The organism is Paraburkholderia caffeinilytica (assembly GCF_003368325.1).
In the GTDB taxonomy this organism is placed as follows: domain Bacteria; phylum Pseudomonadota; class Gammaproteobacteria; order Burkholderiales; family Burkholderiaceae; genus Paraburkholderia; species Paraburkholderia caffeinilytica.
On record NZ_CP031466.1, the window covers coordinates 1,273,243 to 1,288,330 of the forward strand.

12 protein-coding genes are annotated in these 15,088 nt (G+C 63.6%); 8 read left to right on the forward strand and 4 right to left on the reverse strand.

Features of this window, described 5'->3' with window-relative positions; translation table 11 throughout:
* Nucleotides 1-27 precede the first annotated feature (27 nt).
* Complete coding sequence (locus DSC91_RS05790; protein ID WP_115777245.1) at nt 28-942, reverse strand: glutaminase; 915 nt, start codon at nt 940-942, stop codon at nt 28-30.
* A gap of 146 nt (nt 943-1,088) precedes the next feature.
* On the opposite strand from DSC91_RS05790, the gene DSC91_RS05795 reads away from it, so the two are divergent.
* On the forward strand, nt 1,089-1,841 hold the full coding sequence (locus DSC91_RS05795) for an AraC family transcriptional regulator (protein ID WP_115777246.1): 753 nt from the start codon (nt 1,089-1,091) through the stop codon (nt 1,839-1,841).
* 23 nt (nt 1,842-1,864) lie between these two features.
* Here DSC91_RS05795 and DSC91_RS05800 read toward each other — a convergent pair whose 3' ends face one another.
* Nucleotides 1,865-3,454, reverse strand: coding sequence for a DHA2 family efflux MFS transporter permease subunit (locus tag DSC91_RS05800; RefSeq protein ID WP_115779708.1), 1,590 nt, complete (start codon nt 3,452-3,454; stop codon nt 1,865-1,867).
* 275 nt (nt 3,455-3,729) lie between these two features.
* Between DSC91_RS05800 and DSC91_RS05805 the strand changes: the two genes are divergently transcribed.
* The 3 genes from DSC91_RS05805 to DSC91_RS05815 all read left to right on the forward strand — a co-directional run bounded on the left by DSC91_RS05805 (nt 3,730) and on the right by DSC91_RS05815 (nt 6,696).
* Nucleotides 3,730-4,389 carry an alpha/beta hydrolase gene (locus DSC91_RS05805; protein ID WP_115777247.1) on the forward strand — a complete coding sequence of 220 codons (660 nt, stop codon included), beginning with the start codon at nt 3,730-3,732 and terminating at the stop codon, nt 4,387-4,389.
* A gap of 191 nt (nt 4,390-4,580) precedes the next feature.
* A complete protein-coding gene (mreB, locus tag DSC91_RS05810) occupies nt 4,581-5,633 on the forward strand; it encodes a rod shape-determining protein (RefSeq protein ID WP_115777248.1) in 1,053 nt (350 codons plus the stop codon).
* A 277-nt stretch (nt 5,634-5,910) separates the two neighbouring features.
* Nucleotides 5,911-6,696 (forward strand): alpha/beta fold hydrolase, encoded by a 786-nt coding sequence (locus DSC91_RS05815; protein WP_115777249.1) that lies wholly within the window; start codon nt 5,911-5,913, stop codon nt 6,694-6,696.
* A gap of 14 nt (nt 6,697-6,710) precedes the next feature.
* Here DSC91_RS05815 and DSC91_RS05820 read toward each other — a convergent pair whose 3' ends face one another.
* Nucleotides 6,711-7,112 (reverse strand): hypothetical protein, encoded by a 402-nt coding sequence (locus DSC91_RS05820; protein ID WP_115777250.1) that lies wholly within the window; start codon nt 7,110-7,112, stop codon nt 6,711-6,713.
* Between the two features lie 433 nt (nt 7,113-7,545).
* Here DSC91_RS05820 and gltA point away from each other — a divergent pair, with 433 nt between their 5' ends.
* Nucleotides 7,546-8,844, forward strand: coding sequence for a citrate synthase (gene gltA, locus DSC91_RS05825; RefSeq protein ID WP_115777251.1), 1,299 nt, complete (start codon nt 7,546-7,548; stop codon nt 8,842-8,844).
* Nucleotides 8,845-9,007: 163 nt separating this feature from the next.
* Here the strand turns inward: gltA and DSC91_RS05830 are convergent, their stop codons facing one another.
* Complete coding sequence (locus tag DSC91_RS05830) at nt 9,008-11,290, reverse strand: amylo-alpha-1,6-glucosidase (protein ID WP_115777252.1); 2,283 nt, start codon at nt 11,288-11,290, stop codon at nt 9,008-9,010.
* A gap of 354 nt (nt 11,291-11,644) precedes the next feature.
* On the opposite strand from DSC91_RS05830, the gene DSC91_RS05835 reads away from it, so the two are divergent.
* The 3 genes from DSC91_RS05835 (at nt 11,645) to DSC91_RS05845 (ending at nt 15,060) form a co-directional block, all read left to right on the forward strand.
* A complete protein-coding gene (locus DSC91_RS05835; protein WP_115777253.1) occupies nt 11,645-12,499 on the forward strand; it encodes a MurR/RpiR family transcriptional regulator in 855 nt (284 codons plus the stop codon).
* 150 nt (nt 12,500-12,649) lie between these two features.
* A complete protein-coding gene (locus DSC91_RS05840) occupies nt 12,650-13,690 on the forward strand; it encodes a C45 family autoproteolytic acyltransferase/hydrolase (RefSeq protein WP_115779709.1) in 1,041 nt (346 codons plus the stop codon).
* A 41-nt stretch (nt 13,691-13,731) separates the two neighbouring features.
* Entirely contained in the window at nt 13,732-15,060 is a 1,329-nt protein-coding gene (locus DSC91_RS05845; RefSeq protein ID WP_115777254.1) for an aspartate aminotransferase family protein, read from the forward strand.
* Nucleotides 15,061-15,088 lie beyond the last annotated feature (28 nt).

Sequence of the window (15,088 nt, forward strand, 5' to 3'; positions counted from 1 at the left end):
GTCGTGACGCGAGCCGCGTCGGCGGTATCAAAAGATCGATTGCCCGGTGAGTGTGGTCAGCCATTCCAATGCCTTGACCCCTGCCAGCGAATTGCCGTTGCCATCCAGCCCCGGCGACCACACGCACACGGCCATCTCGCCTGGCAGCACTGCAACGATCCCGCCACCCACGCCGCTTTTCGCCGGCAAGCCGACCCGGTAGACGAAATCGCCCGCCGCGTCATACGTGCCGCAGGTCAGCATCAGCGCGGAGAGCCGCTTGGCGGAACTGGTGTCGAGAATCCGTTCGCCGGTGGCGGGCACTACCCCATGATTGGTCAGAAATAGCGCCGCCTTCGCCAGTTCCACGCAGCTCATCGAAATCGCGCACTGCCGGCAATAAGCGTCGATGACCACTTCCGGCGGCATCTCCATGTTGCCGAAGCTCGCCATGAAATGCGCCATCGCGCGGTTGCGATGGGCGTGCTGCAATTCCGACTGCGCGACGCGCAAATCGTAGTCGATGCTGATTTCGCCCGTCAGACGCCGCATGAATTCGACCAGCGCCGTTTCGGCCTGCACGAAGCGCCGGCACAGCACGTCGGTGACGACCAGCGCCCCCGCGTTGATGAACGGATTGCGCGGCTTGCCGTGTTCGGCTTCGAGTTGGACCAGCGAATTGAAGGCATTGCCGGACGGCTCGCGCCCCACGCGCTGCCACAGCGCGTCGCCGAGCAGCCGGAAGGCCATGGTGCAGGCAAACAGCTTCGAAATACTCTGGATGGAAAAGCGCGTGTCGGCGGCGCCGGTGCGGAACACGTCGCCGGAGGCCGTGACGATCGCCATGCCGAAACTGTCGGCGGGGACATTCGCGAGTTCGGGAATGTAATCGGCGACCTTGCCGGTGCCCAGATAAGGCTGAAGATCGCGATGAATCTGTTCGAGGATGGATGCGTAGTTCATGGGGCTCGGACCGTTGGAGCCGCGATTCTACTGGCAACCTGGCGCGAATTGTATGACGCAAGGCACGGCCGGGTTCGAGGAGCGTTGTGCGAAGCTTGTGTTAGTCTTGCTGTGTTTTCTGTTGCAACAGGGCAAAACAGACATTGATGATGCAAGCCTTCGACCCGGACGGTGTTGAGCGTCCGGTATTCGTGGTCGACGAGCGTACCGACACATTGGACGAACTGTGGCGCGCCTACCGTCGCGCGCGGCTGATCCATGTGAGCGCCGGCGTGCTGACGGTACGCACCGAAACCGGACGATGGGTCGTGCCGCCGGGTCACGCGCTCTGGCTGACGGCGAACGTGCAGCATTGCCTGTCGGCTGTCGAGCCGGTGCGGCTGCATTCGCTGTATGCCGATGCGGATGCCGCGCCGCTGCCCGCGCAAAGCGTCGCGCTGGCGCTCGACGGTCTGGCGGAAGCCTTGCTGGGCGCCGCAGCCGATCTGCCGCACGACAAACCGCTCGACGAACCCGCTGAGCGCCTTCTGCAAGTCTTGCTGGATCGCCTGGCGGGGTTGCCCACAGCGCCTCTCGCACTGCACTGGCCGCAAGATCCACGAATCCAGCGGATCGCCGAAGCACTGAACGCCAACCCGGCGCAACCGGCCGTGCTCGACGATCTGGCTGGGGCCGCCGGCGTAACCGCTCGCACGGCGGCTCGGCTTTTCGTCAAGGAAACCGGGCAGACCTTCGGCCAGTGGCGGCAACAACTGCGGTTGCTGGCTGCACTGGAGCACCTGGGCGGCGGGGCGAGCGTCACGCAGGTGGCGCTCGACGTCGGCTACAACGACGTGTCGTCGTTTATCGCGGTATTTCGCGATGCCTTCGGCGATACGCCCGCGCGCTATTTCCGCTGACGCAGCGCCGAAAAATACCGCAATCAGTGCGCGCCCGCCGCGCCCGCGCCGCCACCCCTGGCCGGCTTCGTGATCCAGATCAGCGGAATGATCAGAATGAAAATGATCGCCGACACATAGAAGATGTCGTTCAGGCCCATCATCGCGGCCTGGGTGTTCACCGTGAAATCGAATAGCGCGTGCGCCGATTGCGGATTCAGCTGCAGCAGCGACTGGGTCGAATCGATCTGCTGGTTGAACAGCGGGTTGTTCACGGTAGCCTGTTCAGTGAGCCGTTCATGGTGCAGCACTGTGCGGTTGTTCCACTCGTTGCCGGCGATCGACGTGCCCACCGCGCCGCAAAACACCCGCACGAAATTCGACAGGCCGGCGGCCGCCGGAATCCTGTGCGGCGGCTGGCCCGACAGAATGATCGCCGTCAGCGGCACGAAAAACAGCGCCATCGGAATGCCTTGCAGCAGCGTGGGGAGCACGAGGTGCCACGTGTCGATTTCGATCACGTACTTCGAGCGCATATAAAACACGATCGCAAAGCCGATAAACGCGAGGGTCGCGATGATGCGCGCGTCCGAGCGCGGCAGCACGCGGCCCATGACCGGCGCGAGCAGCACCGCGAAGACGCCGAGCGGCGCGGTGACGAGGCCGGCATCCACGGAGCGGTAGTTCAGATATTCCTGCATCCATTGCGGCAGCAGCACCAGATTGCCGAAGAACACGCCGTACGCGACCGAAATCGCAATCGTGCCGCCGAGAAAATTGCGCTGCTGGAACAGACGCAAATCGACGATCGGATTTTCTTCGGTCAATTCCCACACGAGGAAGAACGCGAAACTGATCAGCGCCGTGATGCCGAGAATCACGATCACCGGCGACGAAAACCAGTCGAGATCCTTGCCCTTGTCGAGCATGATCTGCAGCGAGGCGACCCACGTGATCAGCAGGCCGAGCCCGACCACGTCGATGGGTGGCTTGCGGGTTGCCGACTCGCGCGTGCGATAGATCATCCACGTCACGCCGGCCGCGAAAATGCCGACCGGGATGTTGATGTAGAAGATCCACGACCAGCTGTAGCTATCCGTGATCCAGCCGCCGAGCGCGGGACCCGCAATCGGGCCGACGGTGGCCGTCATGGCCCATAGCGCGAGCGCGGTCGACGATTTCTCCTTGGGATACGAGCCGAGCAGAATCGCTTGCGAGAGCGGAATCAGCGGGCCGGCCACCGCGCCCTGGAACACCCGTGCGACCAGCAGGATCGGCAGCGTAGGCGCAATGCCGCACAACCACGAAGCCAGCACGAACATCAGAATCGCGCCGACAAACAGCTTGACCTGGCCGATGCGTTGCGTGAGCCAGCCGGTCAGCGGAATCGAGACGGCATTGGCCGCGGCGAACACGGTGATGACCCACGTGCCTTCATCGACCGAGACGCCGAGGTTGCCCGAAATGGTCGGAATCGCGACGTTCGCAATCGACGTGTCGAGCACGTTCATGAAAGTGGCGAGCGCAACGGCGATGGTCGCCAGAACCAGTTTGCCGCCGTGCAGCGGCGGGGGCGGCGCAGGCGGTGCAGGTGGTGCAGGTGGGGCGGCAGGCGCGGAAGCGGGCTGGCTCAAACGATTCTCCGGATGGCGATGCGACGAACGTTGGGCGCGGCGTTCCATTCACCACCCGGGCAATGAGCCGGGCGGCCGATCGAATGCTCGCAAAAAAGCATACCTGCATTCGTGTTTTGGCGTCGTCGATCCATGCAGGCCGGACGGCAGAAACCGGCCCGGCAGCGTATGCTCCCGGCTGAGGCTGCATGGAGCGGCACGAAGCGGCGTGGGGCCGCCCGCGCCTGCGAAAACACGAACCACACGTACAGCGAGTACAGAGAAAGGGATTGAATATGGCCTGGGAGCAATTCGAACACGGCTGGCGGCGCGCGCCGGCGACAACGCCGGCCAAGGCGCTGGTGGTGCTGATGCACGGCGTGGGCAGCAACGCGCGCGATCTGATGCCGCTCGCGGACATCTGGAGCGAGAGCCTGCCGGACGTGGCGTTTACATCGCTCGACGGCACCGACGCGTTCGACGGCGGCTTTGGCGGACGCCAGTGGTTCAGCCTGCGCGACGTCAGCGAGGGCAATCGCGAGGCGCGCGTGGCGGCCGCCTATCCGGCATTGCGGCGCATGCTCGAGGCGGAACTGGCGCACTGGCGTCTTTCTTTCGATCGCCTTGCACTGGTCGGTTTCTCGCAAGGCTCGATCATGGCGATGCATCACGTGGCGACCAGCGCGGAAGGTGCGGCCGCCGTCGTCGCGTATTCGGGGCGGCTCGCCTCGTCGATCGTCGCGCAAAACGGCACGCCGCTCACGCTCGTGCACGGCGAAGCAGACGAAGTGATCCCGGTCCGGGAACTGGAATACGCCGCGGATGCCTTCAGCAACGCCGGCTATGCCGTCGACGCCTACGCCTTGCCCGGCATCGGCCACACCATCGACGCGGACGGCGTCGAGCTCGGCAAACAGGCGCTGGAACATGCGCTTGGCACTTTGTCGCGCGACTGACACGGTCCCAATTGAAAAGTGGCCCTAAAGATTCTGATCTGCTTGCCGTTAACTAGTCATTAGCATGAAAATCACCCCCGCCGCGCGGATCGCGCAACGCCCATCCAGGCGTGCCAAGCGGTTCGGGTAACCGGGGGCGCATTTTTCAGACTGCCCGCAAAGGGCGGATAACGACACATCAGAGCCTCCCTATGGCCAGACCGACGCCGTATTACCCGCTTTTCGATCGACTGTTCCGTCATTCCGTGGCGGTGGACCTCGGCACGGCCAATACCCTCATCTATACCGACAACGGCGGCATCGTGCTGAACGAGCCGTCCGTCGTGGCGTTCCAGAAAGAGTCCGCCGCCGGGCAAAAACGCGTGACGGCCGTGGGCACCGAGGCGCGCCAGCTGCTCGGCCGCGCGCCGGGTAACGTCGAAGCCATACGGCCGATGCGGCACGGCGTGATCGCCAATTTTTCCGCCGCCGAGCAGATGATCCGGCAATTCGTCGACATGGCCCGCCCGCGGCCGCTGTTCAGCCGGCGCGCCGCGTTCACCGTGTGCGTGCCGGCGGGCGCAACCCAGGTCGAGCGTCGCGCGATCAAGGAAGCCGCGGTGGCGGCCGGCGCGTGGAAGGTCAGTCTGATCGGCGAATCGCTGGCGTCGGCGGTCGGAGCGGGCCTGCCGGTGTCGGAGGCGACTGGCTCGATGGTGGTCGACATCGGCGGCGGCACGACCGAAGTCGGCGTGATCTCGCTCGGCGGCCTCGCGTATAGCGGCGCGATTCGCGTGGGCGGCGACAGTTTCGACATGGCGATCGTCAGCTACGTGCGCAACCTGTACGGCGTGCTGCTCGGCGAGCAAACCGCCGAACACGTCAAGAAAGGCATCGGCTCGGCCGTACGCGACGTGCCGGTCGAACATATGAACGCGACCGGGCGGAGCGTCGAGGATGGTTTGCCGCGCACGGTTCAACTGAGCAACCACGACGTCGCCGATGCGATCGAGGGCCCGCTGCGTCAGGTGATCGGCGCTGTGAAGCGCGCGCTTGAAACGGCGCCGGCCGAACTGGTGACCGATATTGCCCACAGCGGCATCGTGCTGACCGGCGGTGGCGCGCTGCTCGGCAATCTGGGCCGCCGCCTGACCAACGAACTCGGGCTCGAGGTCCGCGTCGCCGATGAACCGCTCACTTGCGCGGTACGTGGCGCGGGCGCGGCAGCCGCCGCAGGTTTGCTCGACGACAGTGCCTACGAATGATTTGACGGAGAACGTGCCGCGCGCCGTGTAGCGGGCAGGGAGCAGGGAGCCGAACGAGCCTCGGCGCATGTTGAATGCCTGTGTGACAATACGCTCCGCATCCCAATTTCCGGGACGTGAACGCGCTTTCCTCGTCGAATCCATTTCCAGCCGGCGCCGCCGACGGTTTTAGCCGTTGCCGTGCCGTCCGTGACCACCCGTGAATCAATCCGTTTCCGCTTCGTCCTCGTCCTCGTCTGCTTCACCGTCCTTTATCGAACTGCATAGCGGCCTGCGCATGCCCTATGTGGAAGCCGGGGAGGGCGAGTTGCTGCTGTTCGTGCATGGCTCGCTGTGCGACTACCGCTATTGGCAGCCGCAACTCGCGGGTCTGTCGAAGCAATACCGCTGCGTATCGGTGAGTCTCACGCATTACTGGCCGGTGACGGATACCGAGCCTGGCCAGCCGTTCAGCTGGAGCGAACATGCGGACGACGTGGCCGAATTCATCGATCGTTTCGGCGCCGGGCCGGCGCACGTGGTGGGTCATTCGCGCGGCGGGTGCGTCGCATTTCATTTCGCGCGGCGCCATCCGCAGTACGTGCGCACGTTGACGCTCGCCGACCCGGGCGGTCCGTTGCAGATCGCCGGGCGAGCGCCCGCGAGTTTGCCGGAGACCGTGAACGCGTTGCGCGCAAAAGCCGCGCAACTGATCGAAACAGGCGAGGTGGAAGCCGGCTTGCAACTGTTCGTCGATTCGGTGAGCCGCCCTGGTTTCTGGGCGATGAGCACGCCGGGTTTTCGCAGGATGGCGACCGACAACGCGCACACCCTCGCACGTCAATTTCGCGACCCGTTGCCGGCTTACGTACCCGGGCAGGCGGCCGAAGTGCGCTGCCCGGTACTGTTGATCGACGGCGAAAAAAGCCCCGACATGTTCCGCCGCACGGCGGCGGCGCTGCAAACGTGGCTGCCGGATTCGCGCCGCGAAACGGTGCGTGGCGCCTCGCACGGGATGAACCTCGCGCATCCGGCTGCGTTCAATCGCTACGTCGACGAGTTCATTCGTTCAGTGGACGTTTGAATCACCGGTGCAGTTCAAGCCTTGCGATGCGCGTCTTTATCGAGCGCGAGTTCCGCCGCTTCGCCAACGAGGCCGTGGTAGTACAGATGCACGCCGATCGCGAGCGAGTCGTTGCGAATTTCGTGGAAGGCTTTCCATGCCTTCACGGGGTCCTTGAACAGCAGATAGTGCGCTTCCTGCGCGATCAGATCCGCGACTTCATGCAGGCCGTGGCCGTGCAGCACATCCACTAGCGTATCGAGGCTGCGATGGGTACGCGCGTCGGTACGCGGGTAGAGCATATGCAGCACCGCCACGTCTTGTGTCTTCAGCGCCGCCGACAACGCCACGACGATGTCCTGATGATTCAGCGCGGTGACGATCTTGTCTTCGTTGTGGACATGATCCGGAAACAGCGTTTCGAGAGAGGCATTCATCTGGTCCTTCCTGTTCTTCTGGCTGATTAAAAAGGCCCGCCGAAGGACGGCGGGCCAAAGACAGCGATGTGTTCGCAGGGGAAGCAAAACACGGATTCAGTATCGCAGAGCGGCGTTGCTTGCGCAGCCTGGCTACAGCAAAACATTGTTGCAGTACGCGCACTCACTTTCATCTGGTTGGCGAGACCGCTTTGTAGATTGCGTGTGGTTCCGTACCGCGTACTTCCGTTTGTTTCCGCGTGTTTCTGGCGATTACGCCGATTCTTCCGCCAACGAATGTTGCGCCAGCCGAGATGGATTGTTGCGATCAATCGCCGCAATCAATGCGCTTTCGAACCGTAGAATGCGCAGCGGAGCCTGAGCATGCCACGCGGCGACCCGACGATCGCGCATGCCGGCATGTGTGCGATGTGAAAGTAAAAGGAATGTGTAGATGAACTCGAAGACACACGCAACGCTGAGCTTTTCCGACAGCGATCAGACGATTGATTTGCCCATTTATCAGGGCACGCTCGGGCCGGATGTCATCGACATCCGCAAGCTGTACGGCCAGACCGGCAAGTTCACGTACGACCCGGGTTTCATGTCGACGGCGGCATGCAATTCCGAAATCACGTATATCGACGGTGACAAAGGCGAGCTGCTGTACCGCGGTTATCCGATCGACAATCTGGCGCAAAACGCCGACTTCCTCGAAACCTGCTACCTGCTGCTGAAGGGCGAGCTGCCGGATGCGCAGCAGAAGGAAGAATTCGTCAACACCGTCACGCTGCACACGATGGTGCATGAGCAGATGCATTTCTTTTTCCGCGGTTTCCGTCGCGACGCGCACCCGATGGCGATTCTGGTCGCGGCGGTTGGCGCACTGTCGGCGTTCTATCACGACTCGCTCGACATCAATAATCCGCAGCATCGCGACGTATCCGCGATCCGCATGATCGCGAAACTGCCGACGCTGGTCGCGATGGCGTACAAGTACACCGTGGGCCAGCCCTTCGTCTATCCGAAGAACGACCTGTCGTACAGTGCGAATTTCATGCGGATGATGTTCGCCAATCCGGCGGAAGAGTACGAGGTCAACGACGTGCTGGTGCGCGCGCTGGATCGCATTCTGATTCTGCATGCGGACCACGAACAGAATGCGTCGACCTCGACGGTTCGTCTGGCGGGTTCGTCGGGCGCCAATCCGTTCGCGTGTATCGCGGCCGGTATCGCGTGTCTGTGGGGCCCGGCGCACGGTGGTGCGAACGAAGCCGCACTGAACATGCTGGAAGAAATCGGCTCGGTCGACAACATTCCTGAGTTCATTGCGAAAGTGAAGGACAAGAACTCCGGCGTGAAGCTGATGGGCTTCGGTCACCGCGTCTACAAGAACTACGATCCGCGTGCGAAGCTGATGCGCGAAACCTGCCATGAAGTGCTGGAAGAGCTGGGCCTGCACGACGACCCGCTGTTCAAGCTCGCGATGGCGCTGGAAAAGATCGCGCTGGAAGACGAATACTTCGTGTCGCGCAAGCTGTACCCGAACGTCGACTTCTACTCGGGCATCGTGCAGCGCGCGCTGGGTATCCCGACGTCGATGTTCACGTGTATCTTCGCGATGGCGCGCACGGTTGGCTGGATTGCGCAGTGGAACGAAATGATCGCCGATCCCGAGCAGAAGATTGGCCGGCCGCGGCAGTTGTTTGTCGGAGAGACGCAGCGCGAGGCTTTGCCGCTTGGCAAGCGATAAAGAAGCGGGGTTTTGCCTCTGCTGCGCTTTTAGTCTCGCTTTTAGTCTCGCTTTTAGTCTGTATGCCAGCGGCGCTGGGCTTTCCTTGAGTTGTTAGTGGTCCATGAGCGCCGCCCCTATGCGGGGCGGCGCTTACTTTCCTTGCCGCCGCGAAGGCGAGGTTCTACAGAAGGGCGACCACCCGCACGTCGCCTTGTTCGGCGGCCGACGCGACCACCTTGTCGCCGATCCGCCGGAACGTGATCGACACCGACGAGTCGCCCACCTTCAGATCGCCGACTTCGAGCCAGTCGATGCCCTCGGGCAGCATGGGCTGCTCGATCACGACTTCGCGCCGCTCCGCGTCGATCGTGATGCCCAGACAGGCTTCGAGCATCATGAACGGCGAGCCCGCTGCCCAGGCTTGCGGCAGGCAAGCGACCGGATAGGCGGTGGGCGGCTCGCCTCGCCGCCGCGGAAAACCGCAGAACAGCTCGGGCAGGCGCATGTCGAAATTGACCGCCGCCTGAAACAGCGCCTGCAACAGCCGCACGGCCGCCGCCTTGCCGCCGTAGCGCGACAAGCCGCGTGCACAGAGCGCGTTGTCATGCGGCCAGACCGAGCCGTTGTGGTATGCCATCGGGTTGAAGCGCGCCTGGCTTGCGGCCAGCGTGCGCACGCCCCAGCCGGTATGGAACAGCGTGGAGTCGAGTGCGTGCACCACCGCTTCGCCGCGCTCGCGCGACGGCAGACCGAAGGCCAGCAAGTGCCCCGCATTCGACGCCATCACGCGGCACAGTTCGCCATGGCCGTCGAGCGCGATGCCATAGAAACCGGACTCTTCCATCCAGTACTTTTCTTCGACGCACTGACGGATTTTCTTTGCGCGCTCGCTGTATTGCTTTGCCTGATCGTGCAGGCCGCGCAGCTTGGCGAAGTGAGCCATCGTATCGAAGGCGGCACTCGCATATGCCTGCACTTCGACGAGCGCGATCGGACCGTCGGGGAAACGGCCGTCGGCGTGGAAGACCGAATCGTGGCTGTCCTTCCAGCCTTGATTGGCGAGACCGCCGTCGGACTCGCGCTGATAGTCCAGCAGACCATGGCGATTCTTGTCGCACACGCCCGCGACCCACTGCGCCGCACGCTCCAGCGCCGGCCACAACTCGTCGACCAGCGTGAGATCGCCCGTGCGTGCCGCGTAGGCGCCGGCCAGCACGATGAAGAGCGGCGTGCTGTCGACGCCGCCGTAGTACAACGCGAAGGGCACTTCGCCGGTGGCGGCCATTTCGCCCTTGCGCATCTCGTGCATGATCTTGCCGGGCGCCGCGTCACGAAACGGCGAATTCTCGCGTGCCTGATGTTCGGCGAGAAAGCGCAGCACGCCCGCGGCCAGATTCGGTTGCAGCCACAGCGTCTGCAACGATGTGATGATCGCATCGCGGCCGAACGGCGTTGAAAACCACGGGATACCGGCGTAGGGATAGGGGCCGGTGGCGAGATCGGTGGTCAGCAAACCGAGGTCGGCAAGCGAGCGGTCGATCCACGCGTTGAAGAGCGGATTGCTCGAACGCACCCGCGCGGTGACTCGGCGCCGTTCACGCATCACCAGGTGGGCGTCGACCAGTGCGGCGCGCACGGCCGCGCGGCCGACGCGCGGACGCTTCGCATCGATTTGCGACAGATGGGCTTCGCTCACCGCGTGCGTGGGTTGTGCGACGCCCGCGGACGGCTTGCCGGATTGCGCGACGACTTGCACCGAGACAGACAGATAGATCGACACGCATGCCTGCGCGGGCAGCTTGACGGTGTAGTCCGCGCGATCGGCGAAGAGCTTGTCCGGCTCCGGCGAGAAGGCGATCTGCACATTGCGCGCCACGTCGTCGAGACCGATATAGCCGAGCAGCACTTCACGGTTCTCGATGCGCGCCGCTTCGACACGGCCCTGTTTGTCGCGCTTGAGGCCGCGCACTTCGAACATGTCGCGAAAGTCGCTGGCGAAGGAGATGGACAGCGGCACGACGGCGTCGCTCGTGCCGTAGTTGGTGAGTTCGATGGCTTCGTTGAGCACCGTGCCCGAGAGCACGCGCACGCGTTCGACGTGGATCACGCCTTCCGGTGTGCTGTCGCCGCCGAGCGGCGGCAGGGGACGGTTGGTCAGATGCGCGGTAAACGAAGTGTTGTCGCTGCTGACGCTGCCTGACAGCAGCGAGGGCGCGCGGCCGCCGAAGGTAAGGCGCAGGCTCGAGAGAACGCGCGTGTCGTTGACGAACAGGCCGTCGTCGTGGCCTGTGATATCGCCGAGGGGGTCGTTGACGATAAAGGTGTCGCCAGACTTCAGCACATGCTGCGTGGCGCTCGCGACGTTGAGATTTTCCGTCGGGATGAATGCGCCGTCCGGCTCGGGTTCGCGGTGGTCGATTCCACCCGAGTGGGACAGGCCGCCGAGGGCTTCTGGCTGCTGCATCAGGGTCGCTCCTATGGGTTCGCTTTCGCGGTGACTTTCAGGTTCGGTTTCTGCGGGGCGTTGACCGGTGTGTTCGCTTTCGCGCTCACTTCCCGTTTCCTTCGCCGTTGGGTGCGGACGGGTCGCTTCCGATTGTAGAGGGTCTGTCCGCGTCAGACGAACTTATCACGTGGGAGTTTCCGCTTTTTTGTTTGGCATGGGATGTGCAGGTGGGATGAGGTTATGTTCCCTGTGCGGGGCGGCACTTGCTTTCTTTGCCGGGTATGACGCGCACGCTCGAAGTTCTGTTGGATGCGATGCACCGGGTGGTAACATTTGTTGTCATTCTTATCGACCGTTCGCCCGGTATATCGCATGCCAGACAGTTTTGACCAGCTCGCCGCCCTGATCCGGGCGCGCTTCTCCGAACTGAGTCCGCAGTTCCAGATGGGAGCAGGGTTCCTGCTCGATCATCCCGACGAAGTCGCGGTCTCGTCGATGCGCAAAGTGGCCGAGCGGGCGCAAGTGCAGCCGGCTTCGCTGGTACGCCTGTCGCAGCAACTGGGTTTTCCCGGCTGGAACGAATTGCGCAATCTGTTCGTCGCGCGCGTACGCACGAGGCCCGAGCCGCTCACCAGCCGCGCCCGTTCGCTCGTCAAATCGAAAGACGCGCTGGCTAACGACCTGCTGGTCGCGCAACAACACAATCTCGAGGTCACCGCCGCGCATAGCGGCCGCGTGATCGTGGAAGCGGCGCGTCTGTTGCGGCGCGCACCGCATGTGCATGTCGCGGGCTTTCGCTCCTGCTATGCGGTGGCATTCGGCCTTGTCTACGGTTACCGGCTGTTCCGTTCGTCGGTGTCGCTGCTCAACGGCGAAGCCGGCACGCTCGAGATGCAACTGCGCACGGTCGAGCGCGACAGCGCCACCATCGTCATCAGTTTCGCGCCCTATTCGGTCGAAGCGGCGCGCGTGGCCGAGGCCGCACTGGAAAAGGGCAGCAAGCTGATCGCGATCACGGACAGCGCGGTTTCGCCGATCGCGTTGAACGCCGACAAAGTGCTGATTTTTTCGCACGAAAGCCCGTCGTTCTTTCCTTCGCTGGTGGCGGCCGCGGCGATTTCCGAATCGCTGGTCGCGCATCTGCTCGCGCTCGAAGGGGCGGGCGCAGTCGAGCAGCTCGCCATCGCCGAGCAATCGCTGCATGACAAGGGCGCGTACGTGCCTTGATGTTTTCCGTTTGAGCCACGCGGGCATCGGTCGCGGAGCATCGGCGCTCCGTTTGCTTCATCGACACATCGTTTGACAACAAATGTTGTTTAGAAGTATAAATGCGTACCGATTGTTGAATGGGTGCGAGCCGTGGCGTCGAAGCAGGATTTGAGTCTTTTTCAGGTGAGCGGTGAGCCGTATGACATCGGCTACCGGCTGGGTGAACTCGCGAGGCCGGTGTTCGCCGAGTACATGGAGCAGAGCAGCGCGTGGCGAGCGGTTCGGCGCTGGCGCGGCGATCCGTTCGTGCAGCAACTGCGCGATGCGGCCCAGGCACATTTTCCGGCGCTGCTGACCGAACTCGACGGCATGGCGGCGGGACTGGGCTGGGCGGCGGACGACCTCTTTTTGTGGAATTGCCGCGGCGAGTTGATTCACAACGCGCCGGACGGTTGCACGACGCTGGCCGCTGTCGAAGGCCATGCGCGTTTCATTGCGCACAATGAAGACGGCGACCCCTTCCTGCGCGAGCGTTGCTCGCTGGTCGAGGTGCAGCCTGCCGGCAAGCCTGGCTTCGTGAGCTTCTATTATCCGGGATCGCTGCCGGGGCACACCTTCGCCGCCAACCGTGCCGGTCTCGTACAGGCGATCAACAATCTACGCATCCGCGTACCCGCAGCCGGCGTGCCGCGCATGATTCTCGCGCGCGCAGTGCTCGATGCGGCCTCGCTCGACGAGACGTTGCACATCCTGCGCGACACGCCGGCTGCGAGCGGCTTTCACCACACGCTCGGCTGTGCGGGAGACGAGCGTCTCCTCAGCGTCGAGGCAAGCGCAAAGCGATGCGCCGTGCAAACGGTGTCCACGATCGCCGGCCACGCAAACCATCTGATTCATCCCGGCTGCGAAGCCGAAGCGCAAATCGTCACCGATTCTTCGCGTGACCGGCAGGCGCGTGTCGACTATCTGCTGAGCACCTCCAACAGTCCAATTACCGCCGCTGCGTTGCTCGACGTGCTGCAGGACCGCGCACCTGCCGGCCTGCCCATCTACCGCGACGATCCGCTCGATCCCGACGACGAAAACACGCTCGCCACGGCGCTCTTCGAAATCGGCAGCGACAGTGTCTCGATGAAAGTCTATCGACAGGGGCAATGCGCGTTCGATACCGTCATTGCACGCATGCCGCCGGCACAGACCGGCGCCTGAGCAGAGCCGCCGCCAACAGAATAGAAAGGAAAGGGAAAGCCATGTCCACCGTATTCCATCGCTCGCCGAAACAGTCACTGCCGGTAGCTGTCGCCGGCGACGGCATCGAAATCATCGATTCCACCGGCAAGCGCTATATCGACGCCTCGGGCGGTGCAGCCGTCTCGTGCCTCGGCCACAGCAACCAGCGCGTGATCGACGCGATCAAGCGGCAGGCGCAGCAATTGCCGTATGCGCACACGTCGTTTTTCACGACCCAGGTCGCGGAGGAACTCGCGGACCGTCTGGTGGCGAGCGCGCCGCAAGGACTCGAACACGTGTACTTCGTGTCGGGCGGCTCGGAAGCGATCGAGGCGGCGCTGAAACTCGCGCGCCAGTATTTCGTGGAGAAGGGCGAGTTGCAGCGCCGTCATTTCATCGCGCGGCGCCAGAGCTATCACGGCAACACGCTGGGGGCGCTGGCGATCGGCGGCAATGCGTGGCGGCGCGAGCCGTTTCTGCCGATCCTGATCGAAGCGCATCACGTGAGCCCGTGTTTCGCGTATCGCGAGCAGCGCGCCGACGAAACCGAAGAGCAGTTCGCGCAGCGTCTCGCCGACGAACTCGAACAGAAGATTCTCGAATTCGGCGCCGACACGGTGGCCGCGTTCGTTGCGGAGACGGTGGTGGGCGCGACGGCCGGCGCCGTGCCGCCGGTGCGCGAATATTTTCGCAAGATTCGCGCGGTGTGCGATCGCTATGGCGTGCTCCTGATCCTCGACGAGATCATGTCGGGCATGGGCCGCACGGGCTACCTGTACGCGTGCGAAGAAGACGGCGTCGCGCCGGACATGCTGACCATCGCCAAGGGGCTCGGCGCCGGCTATCAACCGATCGGCGCGACGCTGGTCAGCGACCGGATCTATCAGGCGATCGTCGGCGGGTCGGGCTTCTTTCAGCACGGGCATACCTATATCGGCCACGCGACCGCCTGCGCCGCGGCGCTCGAAGTGCAACGCGTGATTGCCGACGACAACCTGCTGCCGAACGTACAGGCACGCGGCGAACAGTTGCGTGGCCGGCTTCGCGAGCACTATGCGCAACATCCGCATATCGGCGACGTGCGCGGGCGAGGGCTCTTTGTCGGGGTCGAACTGGTGCGGGACCGAGCCAACAAAACGCCGTTCGACGCGCAACTGAAACTGCACGCGGCGATCCGGCGCGAAGCCTTCGCGCGCGGTTTGATGGTGTATCCGATGGGCGGCACGGTCGACGGCAAGATCGGCGATCATGTGCTGCTGGCGCCGCCGTTCATCTGCACCGCACGCGACATCGACGAGATCGTCAGCCGCTTGTCGGATGCGATCGAAGGCGCGCTGACCGCCATCTGACACCCTTTCCCTTCCTGCGAGATCCGCG

What these genes read in the sequence shown, in the direction of transcription:
- DSC91_RS05845 (WP_115777254.1), top strand. Translation starts at nt 13,732, where the DNA reads ATGTCCACCGTATTCCATCGCTCGCCGAAACAGTCACTGCCGGTAGCT.
- DSC91_RS05830 (WP_115777252.1), bottom strand. Translation starts at nt 11,290, where the DNA reads ATGCAGCAGCCAGAAGCCCTCGGCGGCCTGTCCCACTCGGGTGGAATC.
- gltA (WP_115777251.1), top strand. Translation starts at nt 7,546, where the DNA reads ATGAACTCGAAGACACACGCAACGCTGAGCTTTTCCGACAGCGATCAG.
- DSC91_RS05820 (WP_115777250.1), bottom strand. Translation starts at nt 7,112, where the DNA reads ATGAATGCCTCTCTCGAAACGCTGTTTCCGGATCATGTCCACAACGAA.
- DSC91_RS05805 (WP_115777247.1), top strand. Translation starts at nt 3,730, where the DNA reads ATGGCCTGGGAGCAATTCGAACACGGCTGGCGGCGCGCGCCGGCGACA.
- DSC91_RS05790 (WP_115777245.1), bottom strand. Translation starts at nt 942, where the DNA reads ATGAACTACGCATCCATCCTCGAACAGATTCATCGCGATCTTCAGCCT.
- DSC91_RS05815 (WP_115777249.1), top strand. Translation starts at nt 5,911, where the DNA reads ATGCCCTATGTGGAAGCCGGGGAGGGCGAGTTGCTGCTGTTCGTGCAT.
- mreB (WP_115777248.1), top strand. Translation starts at nt 4,581, where the DNA reads ATGGCCAGACCGACGCCGTATTACCCGCTTTTCGATCGACTGTTCCGT.
- DSC91_RS05795 (WP_115777246.1), top strand. Translation starts at nt 1,089, where the DNA reads ATGATGCAAGCCTTCGACCCGGACGGTGTTGAGCGTCCGGTATTCGTG.
- DSC91_RS05835 (WP_115777253.1), top strand. Translation starts at nt 11,645, where the DNA reads ATGCCAGACAGTTTTGACCAGCTCGCCGCCCTGATCCGGGCGCGCTTC.